Source organism: Verrucomicrobium sp. 3C (assembly GCF_000379365.1).
In the GTDB taxonomy this organism is placed as follows: domain Bacteria; phylum Verrucomicrobiota; class Verrucomicrobiia; order Methylacidiphilales; family Methylacidiphilaceae; genus Methylacidimicrobium.
In genome coordinates this window covers 2,031,894-2,047,397 of the sequence record NZ_KB901875.1, presented here as the reverse complement: position 1 = coordinate 2,047,397, position 15,504 = coordinate 2,031,894, and the positions used below count along the sequence as shown (strand labels likewise).

Here is a 15,504-nt window from a genome sequence, read left to right as displayed (position 1 = left end):
TCCACTCGTCGCGAAAAATGATCTGTAAACGCAAAAGTCTCTTGGATACACTCTGTCATCGAAGGCCGTTTCTTTTTTCTGGTTGTAGTAACGTCTTGTTAACGCACTTATACCAGGGAAAGACGGCCTTTCCTATGCCCTTTTGCCGGATTTTTTGCCTCCCCCTATGCTCGTACGGGTGAGATATGCAGGCTAGAGGAATGGGTGAAGCTCATTCTCCCACGAGGCGCGATGAAGCCCGGCCAGCGGATCACGGACCGAAAGGCCTGGGGCGAGGCGGCTTGTTGATGCAGGTCCTCTCGCGCGAGAACATGGTCGAGGCATGGAAACGCGTCAAGGCCAATAAGGGAAGTGCTTGCGTCGATGGAACGATAGCCTGGGCTTCCCACGACTCGCATGGCCTCAACTTCTCGAACCGCCCGGTGCGGACCCGCATGCCGGGTGGTGTGGCAGGGGCGCGGCTCACGCCGCCCCCTATGCCGATCAGATTGCCAAGCTGCATCCCGATCCATTTCGCGTCGCGAAAGATGCTCCTCGCAGGACCATCGCCCACGCCCGGGAAGATCGAAGATTTACCGTGCCCGCTCGTGGACTCGGCCCCCCGCCGCTCTTGCCGGCCGTTGGTAGAGGACGAGCAGCGCCTCTTGGTTGACCTCCCAATCGGGCAAGACGAACTCGTCCAGCGCATCACCCACCCACTGAGTCTGCTTCTGCATAAGGACGACGGCATCGGCATGGCGCTTTTTCGCCTGCTTGACGAGCCCACGGAGGGTTCCGCCCCCTCCAATCGGTCCCTTGCCTCGGGTCTCCACGACTGTCCCCAGGACCCAAGCCGACCGGTCGGGACCGCCCCGCGTCCAGACGTCCATGCCATCCACCACCCGCTTGGTTCCGGGCTTGGCGGGCAGCAGCACCCCCTGGCCCTCCGTAGGGAGGTAGCCTACATTGGCGCAACCAGCCAACAGCCCAGCGAACAAAACGGTGCCCCATCGCTCCCAAGCCGCCACGCCTCGCCTTCTTCCCATGGTCGCGGTCCGGTCTCTTGCCTAGCGGACTCAGGGAATCACCCGGGTTCCCAGGATCTCGAGAAAACGGGCCAGCCATTCCGGATGGGCAGGCCAGGCGGGTGCGGTAACAAGGCTCCCATCGACCAGGGCTCCGGTAGGAGGCAGATCGACATATGCTCCTCCCGCCGCGCTCACCTCGGGCCCCACCGCAGGATAGGCCGTCAGGCGCCGTCCTGCCAATCCTCCGGCAGCCGCAAGCAGTTGGGCTCCATGGCAAATCGCAGCAATCGGCTTGCTGCTTTTGAGAAAATGACGAACCAAATCGAGAACCGCCGAGTTGAGCCGCAGGTATTCTGGGGCTCTCCCTCCGGGGATCACCAACGCATCGTAATGCGACGGATCGATCTCCGCGAAAGCGGCAGTCAGGACGAATCGGTGGCCGGGTTTTTCCGAATAAGTCTGGTCGCCCTCGAAATCGTGAATCGCGGTTTTGATGCTTTCTCCCGCACGCTTCCCGGGGCAGACCGCTTCCACGAGATGGCCCACCATCCGCAAAGCCTGGAAAGGAACCATCGCCTCGTAGTCCTCGACGAAATCGCCGACCAGAAGCAGGATCTTTTTCGCGCTCATCCCGCGGGCACCTCTACACCTTCTATACCTTCAGGAGTTCGCCTTCCTTTACCTGGAGCAAACGATCTACCTCGCCGATGAACCGGTCCGTAAGCTTCTGGACTTCCTTTTCCGCACGGGCAAGATCGTCCTCGCTCACGTCCGATTCCTTCTGCAAGGCCTTGGCTTCCTCGAGTCCGTGCCGGCGCACCACCCGGAGCGCCACGCGTCCCTCTTCCGCGACCTTGCGCACGACCCGAATCAATTCGTGGCGGCGCTCTTCGGAAAGTGGCGGGACGGGCAAGCGAATCAGCTTGCCGTCCACGATGGGATTGATCCCGATCCTCGACTCCTCCAGCGCTTTTTTCACCGCGCCTACGACCGTTGGATCCCAAGGTTGCACAAGAAGAAGATGGGCGTCGGGGACGGTAATGGCGGCCAGCTCCCTAAGACGCATCGGCGACCCGTAGGCCTCGACCGAGATGTTCGAAACGAGCTCCGGAGAAGCTTTGCCCGAGCGAACCGAGGCAAACTCCTCCCGGAGATGGTCGATGGCTTTCTCCATGCGTTCTTCCGTGCGAAAGAGAATCTCGTCAAAGCTACTCATGCCCTACCTTTCTTATTCATTCTGAGGGGAAAGGAGTCGCGCTGCAACAAGAGAACGGAGTCTAACCTGCACGTCTCACAAAGTTCGTAGCCGAGGCGCGGCGAATGGGACTGGATGCAAGCCTGGGCGCAGGTTTTCCCCCAAAGCTGTAGGACGACATACTGCGAGGAGGGCCAAAAACCCAAGTCCCAGCGAAGCTGCCGGGTTCATCTCGCAGGCCGCAGGAGAACGCTTGGGAGACAGGCAGGTTAAGCGCAGACCCGGGTTCCGATCGGTTCCCCGAAGACCGCCGATCGAAGATTGCCGGGGGCAAAGACATTGAAGACCACGATCGGGATGTTGTTGTCCATGCAAAGCGAGAAGGCCGTCGAATCCATGACGGAGAGACGCTTCTGGATCGCGTCAAGATAGCGCAGCTGCGTGAATCGTTTTGCGTCGGGATTGATCTCGGGATCGCTGTCGTAAATGCCGTCGACTTTCGTTCCCTTCAGGATCACTTCCGCCTCGAGCTCACTCGCCCGCAAGGCCGCCGTCGTGTCTGTCGAGAAGAAGGGATTGCCGGTGCCACCCACGAAGATCACGATTCGCCCTTTTTCCAAATGGCGAATCGCCCTGCGTCGAATGAAAGGCTCGGCTACGTTCCTCACCTCGATGGCGGTCTGCACGCGAGTAGGAATCCCGATGCTTTCCAGAGCGCCCTGGAGAGCCAGCCCATCGATGATCGTTGCCAGCATCCCCATGTAATCGGCGGTCGGCCGATCGAGTCCGCTCTTCAAACCCGTCGTTCCCCGCCAAATGTTCCCCCCGCCAATGACGATCGCGATCTGGATTCCGGAACCGTAGACCTCCGCCACCTGACGGGCGATCTTCTGGGTTACTTCCATGGAAAGCGGAGCATTGGGACCGGCGAGCACCTCTCCGCTCAGCTTCAAAAGAACACGGCGATAGACCGGGGGCCGTTGCGTATCCTCGCGCGGTTCCATGAAAGTTAAGGCACCTTCCCTTCTCTCGTTTCGCTTGTCAATGCTTCCCCGCTTCCGTTCCTGTGGTCGCCCCGTCGGCCGTTCGGGCTCGAAGCTTACCGAATAGCGGGGGCGGCCTTTTTTCCGGACCCATGATATCGGAAATCGACCGATTCTCGGATGACCCTTTCCCGCAACCACCCGAAAGGAATGTGGACGGCATAACGATAGCGTACCTCTTTTGGACCCCAGTCCCCGTTGGGAAGCCGCTGAGATTCCCAACGGAACTCGAGCTCGTAGAGCCGCGCGAAAAACCAGGCCACCGATACGGGATGACCGAGAAAACCCTCGTTGCGCATCAGGGAATAGTCTTCCTTCGAAACCCACAGGTGACCCCAGACCGCGTTGACGACCTTTTCCTCGCGGTTCCGGTAGGGCATGTTGGGCCTCGGGGTGAATCGAATCTTGTAGCAGTCAACTCCATTGACCGTTTCGCTACCGTCCAACGCATAGTCGTAATGGTCGATCACGTTGAGCACTTCGAAGGGTTCCTCCTGCGCCGCCTTGGCGGTCTCCCCTTCGGGCCCTTTCTCGGGGCGCGAGCCGTAGTCGGGCGGGCGGTCGGCGTAGACCATCTGGCGCTGCTTGCTTTCGGAAACGATGCGACGCTCCGCGTCGAGCTTTTCTCGAATGATGATCAGGTCATAATCAAATTGCCGGCGGCGCTCCGCCAACCGCTTGTCCTGCGCAGCCAGCCGGTGAACGATCCGGGAGGCTTCCTCCGATGAGTAATCCGCCCAGGCGGCTCTGAGCCCGAGCCCTAGCGACAGGGACCAGACGCCCAAAACCCAGACGCTCCGCGAGAGAAAAGAATGACGCAAGATTGGTTTTTCCATGGAATGCAATGCAAGCCCTATCGTCCCGATCGGATGATCCCAGGCCATCCGACTGGCTGGAACACGCGGGCGGGGGTGCTCCGAAGCCAACCCACCTTCGATGTTCTTCCTATCCACCATCCGGCCGGTACCGGAAGGATACAGGGCCGCCTTCCTGGCCTGAAAATCTCACGAAGTTCGTACCCGAGGCGCAGCGAATGGGCCTGGATGCAAGGCGGGACGCCGATTTTCCCCCGGAGCTGTAGGATGACATCCTGCGAGGAGGGAAAATCAAGGCCCAACGAAGCAGCCGGCTCCATTTCGTAAGCCGCAGGAGAACGCTTGGGAGACATGCAGGGTAAGGAAGCCAAGCGACCACGACCTCGACAAGCGGATTTTCTCTCGGGTGAAAACCAAGCAAGATTGGGAGAATGCAAACCACGGAGAAGCGCGGCCCCGCTCCGGAAAGGAAGACCTGCACCCAACGTGGCTTTCCTCCGCATGGAGGGAATCGGCTCTGGCAGAGGTGTCGAAGCGGGAGCCCGGAACAGGGCTCTTTCTTCCTTGGAGCCGCCGGGCTTTCGATGCTCTTGCTCTCGGTCCTTGTCGCGCTGGCCTCTGCTACGCTCAGCTTCTGGCTCGTCTATGGCTACGTTTTCCGCATCGCGAGACGAAATCGCTCCTCGATCGATTCGCCATGCCGAATCGTCGTCTTGGGGTCATGCCTGGATGTCTGGGGAGGCCCGACGCCGACCTATCGCGGCCGATTGGCTCGGGCACTCTGGCTCCACCGGCAATTCCCCTCCGCAAAGATCTTTCTCCTGGGAGGAAGGACCGGCGAAGAGGCGATGTCCGAGGCGGCGGCTGGCGCGCAATATCTTTTGACCCGCGGCGTGCCGGAGAGCTCCCTTGTAGTGGAGGAGCGATCCCGCCACACCTTGGAAAATCTTCGCTTCTACCGCTCGACCGTCGCACGGTTGGACGACCAACCCGACGTTCTGGTCACGAGCCGATTTCATCTCGCCCGCAGCTCGCTCCTGGCTTCCGGGCTCGGGATTCCGCACATCCTATGCGGCGCCGAAGATCGCTGGTCGCCTTCCCCGAAGGAACTCCTCTGCCTCTTCTCGGAGGCATTTTTCGTGCACTGGTACTTGGTCGGCCGGACCTATGCCGGCTGGACCCACAACGAGCGGATGCTTGACCAAATCCGCTAACCTGCCTATCCCACAAAGTTCGTACCCGAGGCGCAGGAGAACGCTTGGGAGATGTGCAGATTAACCGCCATTTCTCACAAATTTCGTAGCCGAGGCGCCGCAAATGGGCTTGGATGCGAGGCGCGACGCCGGTTTTCCACCGGAGCTGTATGACGACATACTACAAGGATGGAAAACCAAGCCCAACAAAGCAGACAAGCCCATTGTGCAAGCCGCAGGAGAAAGATTGTGAGAAATGGCGGTTAAATCTCATGGAGCCCAGGATCCGCCCGTCAGCCTCTTCCCCAGACCGAGCTTCAGCCTTTGACCGGCGTCCCGCATGGCGACCATCGGTCGCCATCCGCATCTCCCTCTGGCTGCACGCAACTCTTCTTGCGGCTCTTCCCCTCTTCCCCAACTCCTGGATCTGGCTCCTGGCGGTCCTCCTTGGCAACCACCTCCTTCTCGCGTTCTCTGGGCTCTGGCCGAAAAGCAGTCTGCTCGGGCCAAACCTCGTCCGCCTCCCTCGGCCTGCCGCGCACAACGGTCTTTTGGCCCTCACGTTCGACGACGGCCCCGATCCCGAGACCACGCCAGCGATCCTCTACCTTTTGGACTCCTACGGAGCCAAGGCCAGCTTCTTCTGCATCGGAAAGCGGGCGGAAGAGCACTCCGAACTCGTCCGGGATATCGTCCGGCGAGGACACAGCGTGGAAAATCACAGCTTGCGCCATCCTAACCTCTTTGCCTGCTATTCTCTGGGCGCCCTGCAGCGCGAGATCCAGGGAGCACAGTCGGTGCTCGCCGCCTGCTCCGGTACGCCTCCCCGGTTCTTCCGCTCTCCCATGGGTTTTCGCAATCCCTTCTTAGACCCAGCGCTCTCGCGGATCGGTCTCCGTTACGTTTCCTGGACCCGGAGAGGCTTCGATGCAGCCTGCCAGAAGCCCGAGACCGTCCTCCGCCGCCTGATCCGGAACCTGTCCGAAGGCGATATCCTCCTCCTGCACGACGGGAACAGCGCATGCACGTCCGACGGTAAGCCCGTGAGCGTCCAGGTCCTCTCCTCCCTCCTTCCAATCCTCCACGCCCGTGGTCTTCGTGCGGTTTCCCTTCCCATGGCGATGGGAGGATGAGACGAAGCCCGACGGAAGCCCGCTAACAAAGTTCGTACCCGAGGCGCGGCAAATGGATCTGGATGCCAAGCGGGGCGTAGGTTTTCCCTCGGACTGGTATGACGACATCCTGCGAGCAGGGCCAAAAACCCAAGTCCCAACGAAGCAGACAAGCCCATTGTGCAAGCCGCGGGAGAACGCTTGGGAAACAGGCAGGCTAATGGAAAAGCCGGGGCAGAGTCCCGCAAAGGAGGCGGAAATGCATTCGGGCCAGCAAGAGATTGTCCCGGAGATAGCGGAATTGGGAGACCCCTCCCGCTTCTCGGGACAGGTAACGAACCGGCGCCGGAAGATGAATCGGCGTCACCCCCCGCCAGTAAAGGCGGACGACTGCTTCCGGATCGAAGTCGAATCTCCGCATCGTCTGACAAGATTCCATGATCTCCAGGAGAGGTCCGATCGGATAGACCCGAAAGCCGAAGAGCACGTCGCCGACACTCCCACCCAGCGTCTCCACGCGAGCGAGCCAGTTTGAGATCTGCCGACCGCCAACCCGTAACGGAGGAGCACTCCGATCGAAGACAGGGATCCCGAGTACCATGGCCTCCGGGGAACCAGCGGAGACCTCCAGGAACCGTGGAATCAGAGCAGCGGGGTGTTGCCCGTCCGCGTCCATCGTCAAAGCGTGGGTAAACTCCAATTTCGCCGCCTCCCGCAGGCCGCGGAGGATGGCCGCTCCTTTGCCTTGATTTCGGGAGAGGGAGAAGACCCGGAGTCCGGGATCGGCTTCCGCCCGCTGGCGAAGCCGCCCCTCGGACCCATCGTTGCTCCCGTCGATCACCACCCAGACCGGTTCCCAGAAGCAGCGGGCCTCCTCCACCGTCTCCCAGAGCTTTGGGCCCGTATTGTAGCTCGGGATCAACACGATCGCACGCGTCTTCCCTCTGCTCATCGGGTAGAAATAATCGACGGTTTTCGCGCAAGCTCCTGCCGGTAGTAGTGCTCGAGCTCCTCGACAAATTCGTGGGTCTTTCCCCGAGCGAGAAAGCGCCGTCCGAGGCGGGCTCGATAGACAAGGGGAAACTCGGGCTTGCGGAAGAGCGGCCATCCCTTGGCGAGGTAGGGAAAACTTCCGTCCAAAAAGACCGTCTGCACGGGGATTCCCGTTGCTCGGGCGATGACGCCAATCCCCCCCTGAAAAGGGTTGACCGGCTCCGTGGTCGTTCGTGTCCCCTCCGGAAAGATCAGGATCTGCTCCCCTCGAAGGATTGCCTCCTTGGCTTCCCGCACGAGCGAGAGAGGGGAATCGCTCCGGAGATACCGGGCAAGCCGGATGCATCCAGCTAGGAAAGGATTTCTCCAAAGCTCCGCCTTGGCGAGGCAGACGACCCTCGGCAGGCGGGAGATCACCAACACCGCGTCGAGCAGGGCCGGGTGGTTGGCGGCAAGGAGCAGCGGTCCTTCCGTTCGCAACCGGTCGAGTGCGGCAAGGTCGCATTGGAAGAGGCCGAGGAGCTGCATCTGCCAAAGAAAGAATCGGAAGCCCACCATGATCAAGAATTGGCCGACGCGCGATCCAATCCGCAGCGGAAGCAGGAGGCTCAACAGCCCGGCGACGACGCTCCAAAGGAGGCTGGCCATCCAGAAGAATCCAACGGCCCAGTAGAAGCGGGCGTACTCGGCTCCCCGTGTGAGTCGATCCCGCACCCCTCGCCCAGCGCCCAGGTCCGCCCGACAGCAACCCGGCAAAAGCCGAGCCATCGGAGCCGCACAACCTTTTTCTCGTCCGTTTCCCTTATCCGGAACGAAAGCAACTTTCATGCGCCCCATCATCCGGCGTAAAAAGGCGAAACGGCTTCTGCCGCAGGCTAACCGCCACTTCTCACAAGCTTTCTCCTGCGGCTTGCAGAATGGGCTCGTCTGCTTCGCTCTCGCTTGGTTTTCCATCCTTGCAGCATGTGTCATCCTACAGCTCCGGGGGAAAACCGGCTCCGCGCCTCGCATCCAAGCCCATTTGCGGCGCCTCGGCTACGAAATTTGTGAGAAATGGCGGCCAAGGAAGATAGCTCTTGAGGCTGAGAGACCGACGTCTTCATGAAAGCGGCGGAGGAACGGATTCAACAAAGAGTACGGAGGGCGGGCGACGGAGACAGTAGCCTGAATGTCTCACAAAGTTCATACCGGAGTTCCGGCGGCTTCCAAGGGGACGAACTGGTACCATTGGCTCCAATGGGCCTTGATCTCGGGAACCAGGAGATCGAAGACCTGCTGACTGGCGGCTGCCAAGGCCTTTTCCTTGATCCCTTGGCCCGGGAAGAAGAGCGAGAGCGGCGGGCTGCACCAGACCCGATAACGCCGGTTGGGCTTTTCGGTTACCGTCACCACGAAGACCGGAACTTCTTCGAGCATAGCCAGATAGAGGATTCCCGTGGAGACCGGCAAGCGGCCCTGGGGAAGACGGACGGCGACCCGGCTAGTCGGAGAGGGCCGATCGACCAGGGCCGCGACAAATTTCCCTTGCGAGAGCTCCTTGCGGACTGCCAGAAACGAAAAAGCGTCTTCTCCGATCTCCAGCGTCTCAACCCCCCAGCGGCGGCGATATGCCGATCGCCACAGAGAGAGGTTCGGGTCCGGTTCGGGGAAGGTGAGAATCACCGTCGAGAAGCCGAAGCTCGAGAGCAGCGCACCTCCGAGTTCAAAGAGTCCGAGGTGACCCGTCAGGAGGAGCGCCCCCTTCCTCTGGCGGTGTGCGGAGGCGAGCCCCTCGTAGCCGATCCGCTCCTCGATGAGCCCCCGGGCACAGGCGGCGGACCGGCTACCTAGATAGAAGTAGTCGCCGATCGCCTTGCCGAAGTTTCCATAGACCTTTCGGGAGTCCGCTGCCCGGACGGGCCGATCGAGAATCCGTCGCAAATTCCGGGCGACTACGGCGGCGTGCGCGCGGCGAAAGAATGCGAAAGCCAGGGCCGATCCCGCTCCGATCCCGCGCACCACCCTTCTGGGCAGGAAGCGCCCTGCCAGGACACCGAGCGCAAACCAGCGCGACCGGTAGAGGGGACGGGAGAAGGCCGCTCCTCGGGTGGCAGAGGTGTCTAGCCTGCCTGTCTCACAAGAGTTCTCCTGCGGCTTCCGAAATGGACCCGGTTTCTTCGTTGGGACTTGGTTTTCCCCCTCGCAGGTTGTCGTCATACCCCTCCGGGGGAAAACCTTCGCCCCGCCTTGCATCGAGGCCCATTCGCCGCGCTTCGGATACGAACTTTGTGAGACAGGCAGGCTGCCATCGCTTTACCCGTCCAATGGCTCAGTCAGACGGCTCCGCCTCCGTGGAGCGACCGGGCCGACCCTTTCTGCGCTCAGAGAGCGCGGGCCTCTTCTTTCTTCCTTTTTGCTTCCGAGCGCTCGCGCGCCCTCCCGATCCCGAAGGCCGGAGACCGGCGACTCCGGATCTCCGGCGAAGCTCTTCGATCTGATCGCGAAGGAGAGCTGCTTTTTCATAGTTGAGCGCACCCGCCGCCTCCAACATCTCCTGTTGCAAATCCCGCAGTGTCTCCTCCAGATCGAATTTGCCTTCCTCCCCATGTAGCCGCTCCACCTCTTGCGCCTCGGCACGCAGCACCCCTCGCAGACTCTCCTGGATGGCTCGCTGCACCCCGCGGGGCGTAATCCCATGAGCCTGATTGTAGGCGATCTGCTTGCTCCGCCGGTATTGGGTCACTTCCAGGAGCTTCCGAATGGCAGGAGTCTCCCGTTCGGCGTAAAGCAGCACAGTTCCGTGGAGATGGCGTGCGGCGCGCCCGGCGATCTGGATCAGCGACTTCTCCGACCGAAGGTAGCCCTCCTTGTCGGCGTCCAGGATCGCGACCAGGGATACCTCGGGCAGATCGAGGCCTTCCCGGAGCAGGTTGATTCCGACCAGAACATCGAAGTCTCCCGCTCGCAGCCCGCGAAGGATCTCCACCCGCTCGATCGCGTCGAGTTCCGAATGGAGATAGCGGACTCGCAAGCCCAGCTCGCTCAGGTAATCGGCTAGATCCTCCGCCGTCTGCTTGGTCAAGGTCAGCACCAGAGAGCGTTCTTTCTGTGCCTCCCGCTTGCGGATCTCCTCCATCACATCGTCGATCTGCCCCTTGAGCGGGCGAACCTCGACCACGGGATCCAAGAGCCCGGTGGGCCGGATGATCTGCTCTACCGCCACTCCGGCACACAGCCCGAGCTCGTAGTCGCCGGGCGTCGCCGAAACGTAGAGGGTCTGGCCGACTAGCGAGCGGAATTCCGAAAAGTTGAGCGGCCGGTTGTCGAGCGCCGAGGGAAGACGAAACCCATGCTCGACCAGGACCCGCTTGCGGGCGATATCCCCTGCGTACATCCCCTGAATCTGCGAGATCGTGACATGCGACTCGTCGATCACGGTAAGAAAATCCTTCGGAAAGAAATCGAGAAGCGTGTAGGGACGCGAGCCGGGCTCCCGGCCGCTCAAATGACGAGAGTAGTTTTCGATTCCGCTGCAGAAGCCGAGTTCCTCGAGGAGCTCGAGATCGTAGGTTGTCCGCAGCCGGAGGCGCTGGGCTTCCAACAGCTTTCCCTGGCCTTCGAGCTCCCCCACGCGCTCTTCCAGCTCCTGCCGGATGGATGCGACCGCTCTGTTCGTCTTCTCATAGGGCGTCACGAAGTGCCGGGCCGGGAAGATCATCTCTTTCTCCAACCGGGTCAACACATTTCCTGTCAGAAGCTGAAATTCGCTGATCCGGTCGATTTGATCCCCGAAAAACTCGATCCGCAACCCCTCTTCGGCCAAGCGGTGGCAGACCTCGACCACATCGCCACGAACCCGAAATCGGCCCCGAGCCAGCGCCACGTCGTTCCGCTCGTATTGCATTTCGACTAGACGAGCCAGCAACTCCTCTCGCCTCAGGTCCATTCCCACCCGCAAGGCAAAGGCAAGCCCCTCGTAGTCCTCGGGAGAACCCAACCCGTAGATGCAGGAGACGCTCGCGACAACGATCACATCCCGCCGGGAAAGCAGGGAGATGGTCGCGGAGAGCCGCAGCCTCTCGATCTCCTCATTTACGCTCGAATCCTTTTCGATGTAGGTGTCGGTGCTCGGGATGTAAGCCTCGGGCTGGTAGTAATCGAAGTAGGAGACGAAATATTCGACGGCGGCCTCCGGAAAGAACTGCTTGAGTTCGCTATAAAGCTGGGCGGCGAGCGTCTTGTTATGGGAAATGACGAGGGCAGGGCGACCCAGCCGCGCGAGGACACTGGCGACGGTGAAGGTTTTTCCCGATCCGGTCACCCCCAGCAACACCGTGTGCGGCTCCCCCTCCTGCACCCGGCGCACGATCGCCTCGATGGCTTGCGGCTGATCCCCGCACGGCGCATAGGGTGCCCGGAGCCGAAAGATGCTTGATTCCTCGGCTGTCATCAATTCGCTGACGTATCCTCGCCCGGCGATTCTCGGCGCCTATCCTCTCCTTCCCGCACGTCCGCCTCGTGCAGGAGTGAGCAGACCTCTTCGTCCGTGAGCTGGGGAAACTCCTCGTACCACTGCCCTACGCCAAGAAAGGACTCCGGGGTGAGAAGCACGATCCATTCGTCGACCTGCTCGGACATCTCCTGGGCTGCTGCGAGAGGAGCCACGGGGACCGCAGCCACGATGGCCGCCGGCTCGAGCTTCCGGGCGGTCTCCACTGCGGCTCGCATTGTCGACCCGGTGGCGATGCCGTCATCCACCAAGATTGCGATTTTCCCGCGGATCGAAAGGGGAAGCAGCCCTTTCCGAAAGAGCGCCTCGCGTCTCCGCAATTCCCGTTCCTCTCTCGCGGCAACCCTCTCGACCGTCCTTTCGTCGATCCCGAGGCTAGCGACCACCGAGCGGTTGACCACCCTTCCGCCCCCGGTAGCGATCGCTCCCATCGCCAGTTCTTCCTGCCCCGGAACTCCCAGCTTGCGAACGGTGAAAACGTCGAGAGGAAGGTGCAGGATCCTGGCGATCTCCGCGCCCACGGCAACCCCCCCGCGGGGAAGCGCCAAGAGGATCGCGTCCTTGCGTCCCCCATACTCGAGCAGCTCCTCGGCCAAGAGGCTCCCGGCCTCCTTCCGATCTCGAAATTGCCCATCCCTCATTTGCGCTTCGGTCGCCTCCGCTTCCCATCGGCACCCCACCCCGCAAGAAGGGGGAGCCTCCGCTCGGGAGAACCCTTGCTTGCGGACTTTCCGCTTGTACTTTGCCGTTCCTTGCGGTACGTGGTTACCTTTTTAACACTCTTCACCAGCGGATGACAGCAACGACTTCTCCCACCGCCAAGCCCTATACGCGTGCCAATCCCTTTCCCGCTCGAATCGCGGAAAACCGAGTTCTGACTCTGCAGGGGTCGGAAAAAGAGACGCGGCATATCGTCGTCGACATCCGCGGCAGTGGCATCTCTTATCAAGTGGGAGATTCCCTGGGAATCTTCGCCCGCAACTCGCCGGAGGCCATCGGAGAGCTGCTTCAAGCTCTCGGGCTCTCGGGCGAAGAGACAGTCTCTCTCCAAGGGCAGACGTTCCCGTTGCGCGAGATTCTTGCAAGCCAGTTCGTCCTCAACCGGGTGACCAAGAAGTTTGCCCGCTCCCTCGCGGAAAAGCTTGCTCCCGGTCCAAGCCGCGATCCGCTTCAGGCCCTCTGTCAAAACGAGGCCGAGCTCGACACCTATCTCTACGGCAGGGATTACGTCGATCTTCTTCGCAGCCATCCCGGCGCCTCCTTTGGACCGGAGGAGTTGATCGGCCTGCTCGGCCGCTCTCTTCCCCGACTCTATTCGGTCGCTTCCGCTCCCGCCGTCTACCCCGAAGAGGTTCACCTGACGGTCGCGGTGGTCCGCTTTCAGGCCCACGGTCGGGAAAAGCTCGGGCTCGCCTCCGGCCATCTCGCTCGCATCGAACCCTCCCAACCCCACGAACTGCCGGTCTACGTTCAGCCCGCCAAGCACTTCCGGCTCCCGGAAGACCCGACAGCCTCCTTGATCCTGGTGGGTCCCGGCACGGGCGTGGCCCCCTTTCGCGCCTTTCTCCAGCAGCGGGCGGCGCTGGGCCACACGGGGAAAAACTGGCTCTTCTTCGGCGAGCAGCACCGGGCAACCGATTTTTTCTACGAGGAGGAGTTCCTCAAGCTTCATCGCAAGGGAGTCCTCTCCCGCCTCGATACGGCGTTTTCCCGCGATCAAGCCCAGAAGATCTATGTGCAGCATCGGATGGTCGAGCAGGGCGAGGCGCTCTGGGCCTGGCTCCAGGAGGGAGCGCACCTCTACGTTTGCGGGGACGCGCACCGAATGGCCAAGGACGTCCATCAGACGCTCATCGATATCGCGCACCGTTTCGGCGGCCTGAGTCCAGAAGAAGCCGCCCACTATGTGAACGTGACCTTGGCGAAGGAACAGAAGCGGTATCACAAGGACGTCTATTAAAGAAAGACCTCCTTCTCTGGATTCTCCCTGCCCAGGAAAAGCTTTACCACCAGGTCCCCGGATCCCAGCCCGCTCCCTGGTTACCCTCCTGATACGGACCGGAAGGGTATAGAGGTTCTTGACCAAAACGACGAGGCCAGAGGTAGACCTTCTTCGCGGACACCAGCGGCTGGCCCTTGACCACTCCAGTACACTTCCCCCAGACGGTGACGACCCGGCCCCACGGGTAGGTGTCCGCACCAACCTTCTCCTGGAGCTCCGCCATAAAATGGCCTCGGCTTTTGGCCTCACTGCGGGGACGATCCCTTTTGTCCAACGGTAAGGCGTCGATTTCGATCCAGGTCCGATCGCGGCGGTTCTCGACCCGGACCACTCTTCCTCCCAGAAGCACCAGCCTCCCACGATAGGCTTCCGGATGGGAGCGAAGGGCGGCAACGGGAGCCTGATTCTCCGTCGCGGTTCGGACCGACTTGGGCACCGGACTGCACCCCAGCAGAAGCAGGAGCAGCATCGCGGCCAATGCCTCTCCTCTTAGCGATCCTTCCCGCTTCATCCCTGCGTCTTCTCAATTTCCGGGAGGATGAGCTGCCGAACAAGCTTAACCGCCATTTCTCACAAATTTCGAAGCCGAGGCGCCGCAAATGGGCTTGGATTCGAGGCGCGGCGCCGGTTTTCCCCCGAAGCTGTATGAGGACATACCGCAAGGATGGAAACCAAGCTAACGAAGTAGACGAGCCCATTTGGCAAGCCGCAGGAGAACGCTTGGGAGAAATGGCGGTTAAATCTCTCCTCGAAAGGCGATTCCCTTTGACCTGTTTTTGACGCCCGCGGTTCGGCTTTTGACTGCCGCCCGGCGCAAAGAGGGGCGACACTTTCCTCGCGGCAAGATCAGTCCTCGACTCTTCGGATGATCGAACCCGCCGAATCGATGAACTATGGCACGATTTCTGCTTTATGAGCTTAGGAGACAATCCAATGACAACGGCACTTCTGGAAGGCCCGACGACAAAGCTCCAAGCGAAGAGAAGGCAGGTGATCCGACCAGTCGCTGCCCCGTCTCGCGGATGGAGTGTATGGCCTTCGGTCGTTCTGGCCATTCTCTTTCACGCGGGAGTGGCCTGCCTGATTCTTCCGGGAGTTCCTGGAAGCCCGTTACCGGCGATCGCTCCTCTCTCGCAGAAGTTTTCGTCGAGTTCTTCATCCCTCGAGCTCGTCGACGAAGTCCCCGCCCCTCCAACCAGAGCCACTCCTCTGCCTGCAGAACCCAAGGGTGAAGAGCCTTCCGTCCTCCAACCTCCTGCCCTCTCCATTCCGAAGAAGCCGCTGGTTGCCCAGCAGCCGCTTCTGCGCCCAGCCGCTCGCCCCACCCGCAGTCCACATCATCGGCCTCCGGCGCTTGGCGGCGGCCTTGTCCTCTCCGAGCCGCCGTACCCTTATGAGGCCCGCTGCCGGAGACTCCAAGGCAAGGTGACCTTACAAGTCTTCGTGCGAGAGGGCCGGGCGGCCTGGGTCGAAGTTCTCAAAAGCTCTGGGCACGACCAGTTGGATGGGAGCGCCAAGCAATGGGCGCTTCACCATTGGCGCTTTCCCGGAATCGCGTCCGGCTCCTTCACCGAGGCGGTCATCTTCAGTCTGGACGGGGTCTAACCCATTCGAGCCGGTTGCCTTCCTAATGCGAATGCCACGACCTCTGGCAT

15 protein-coding genes and 1 pseudogene are annotated in these 15,504 nt (G+C 61.2%); 5 read left to right on the top strand and 11 right to left on the bottom strand.

Going from position 1 to position 15,504, the window contains the following annotated elements:
- Positions 1-200: 200 nt before the first annotated feature.
- A pseudogene (locus A37A_RS22045) lies at positions 201-368 on the top strand (group II intron reverse transcriptase/maturase); the annotation flags it as partial.
- A gap of 204 nt (positions 369-572) precedes the next feature.
- On the opposite strand, the gene A37A_RS17105 reads toward A37A_RS22045, so the two are convergent.
- The 5 genes from A37A_RS17105 to A37A_RS0110735 all read right to left on the bottom strand — a co-directional run bounded on the left by A37A_RS17105 (position 573) and on the right by A37A_RS0110735 (position 4,081).
- Complete coding sequence (locus A37A_RS17105) at positions 573-1,025, bottom strand: hypothetical protein (protein WP_018291508.1); 453 nt, start codon at positions 1,023-1,025, stop codon at positions 573-575.
- A 30-nt stretch (positions 1,026-1,055) separates the two neighbouring features.
- Positions 1,056-1,637: a DJ-1/PfpI family protein gene (locus A37A_RS0110750; protein ID WP_018291507.1), complete on the bottom strand. Its 582-nt coding sequence runs from the start codon at positions 1,635-1,637 to the stop codon at positions 1,056-1,058.
- A gap of 22 nt (positions 1,638-1,659) precedes the next feature.
- Entirely contained in the window at positions 1,660-2,223 is a 564-nt protein-coding gene (frr, locus tag A37A_RS0110745) for a ribosome recycling factor (protein WP_018291506.1), read from the bottom strand.
- Between the two features lie 248 nt (positions 2,224-2,471).
- Entirely contained in the window at positions 2,472-3,206 is a 735-nt protein-coding gene (gene pyrH / locus A37A_RS0110740) for a UMP kinase (RefSeq protein ID WP_018291505.1), read from the bottom strand.
- Positions 3,207-3,301: 95 nt separating this feature from the next.
- Positions 3,302-4,081, bottom strand: a complete 780-nt coding sequence (locus A37A_RS0110735; protein WP_155996566.1) for a hypothetical protein — start codon at positions 4,079-4,081, stop codon at positions 3,302-3,304.
- Positions 4,082-4,491: 410 nt separating this feature from the next.
- Between A37A_RS0110735 and A37A_RS17100 the strand changes: the two genes are divergently transcribed.
- Both A37A_RS17100 and A37A_RS0110720 read left to right on the top strand, forming a co-directional pair.
- Positions 4,492-5,274, top strand: coding sequence for a YdcF family protein (locus A37A_RS17100; RefSeq protein WP_018291502.1), 783 nt, complete (start codon positions 4,492-4,494; stop codon positions 5,272-5,274).
- A gap of 251 nt (positions 5,275-5,525) precedes the next feature.
- Positions 5,526-6,386 (top strand): polysaccharide deacetylase family protein, encoded by an 861-nt coding sequence (locus A37A_RS0110720; protein WP_018291501.1) that lies wholly within the window; start codon positions 5,526-5,528, stop codon positions 6,384-6,386.
- Between the two features lie 196 nt (positions 6,387-6,582).
- Here A37A_RS0110720 and A37A_RS0110715 read toward each other — a convergent pair whose 3' ends face one another.
- From A37A_RS0110715 to A37A_RS0110695, 5 genes are all read right to left on the bottom strand, one after another.
- Entirely contained in the window at positions 6,583-7,317 is a 735-nt protein-coding gene (locus A37A_RS0110715; protein WP_018291500.1) for a glycosyltransferase family 2 protein, read from the bottom strand.
- Complete coding sequence (locus A37A_RS17095) at positions 7,314-8,126, bottom strand: 1-acyl-sn-glycerol-3-phosphate acyltransferase (RefSeq protein ID WP_081616286.1); 813 nt, start codon at positions 8,124-8,126, stop codon at positions 7,314-7,316. The genes A37A_RS0110715 and A37A_RS17095 overlap by 4 nt, the downstream gene beginning before the upstream one ends.
- Before the next feature lie 414 nt (positions 8,127-8,540).
- Positions 8,541-9,554: a lysophospholipid acyltransferase family protein gene (locus A37A_RS0110705; protein ID WP_018291498.1), complete on the bottom strand. Its 1,014-nt coding sequence runs from the start codon at positions 9,552-9,554 to the stop codon at positions 8,541-8,543.
- Positions 9,555-9,666: 112 nt separating this feature from the next.
- Positions 9,667-11,787: an excinuclease ABC subunit UvrB gene (gene uvrB, locus A37A_RS0110700; protein WP_018291497.1), complete on the bottom strand. Its 2,121-nt coding sequence runs from the start codon at positions 11,785-11,787 to the stop codon at positions 9,667-9,669.
- Positions 11,787-12,488: a phosphoribosyltransferase gene (locus A37A_RS0110695; protein WP_040888989.1), complete on the bottom strand. Its 702-nt coding sequence runs from the start codon at positions 12,486-12,488 to the stop codon at positions 11,787-11,789. The genes uvrB and A37A_RS0110695 overlap by 1 nt, the downstream gene beginning before the upstream one ends.
- Before the next feature lie 152 nt (positions 12,489-12,640).
- On the opposite strand from A37A_RS0110695, the gene A37A_RS0110690 reads away from it, so the two are divergent.
- Entirely contained in the window at positions 12,641-13,807 is a 1,167-nt protein-coding gene (locus tag A37A_RS0110690) for a sulfite reductase flavoprotein subunit alpha (protein ID WP_018291495.1), read from the top strand.
- A gap of 43 nt (positions 13,808-13,850) precedes the next feature.
- Here A37A_RS0110690 and A37A_RS18445 read toward each other — a convergent pair whose 3' ends face one another.
- Positions 13,851-14,360: a Slp family lipoprotein gene (locus tag A37A_RS18445; protein ID WP_081616253.1), complete on the bottom strand. Its 510-nt coding sequence runs from the start codon at positions 14,358-14,360 to the stop codon at positions 13,851-13,853.
- Between the two features lie 422 nt (positions 14,361-14,782).
- Between A37A_RS18445 and A37A_RS0110675 the strand changes: the two genes are divergently transcribed.
- Complete coding sequence (locus tag A37A_RS0110675) at positions 14,783-15,454, top strand: energy transducer TonB (protein WP_018291492.1); 672 nt, start codon at positions 14,783-14,785, stop codon at positions 15,452-15,454.
- Positions 15,455-15,504: the final 50 nt, after the last annotated feature.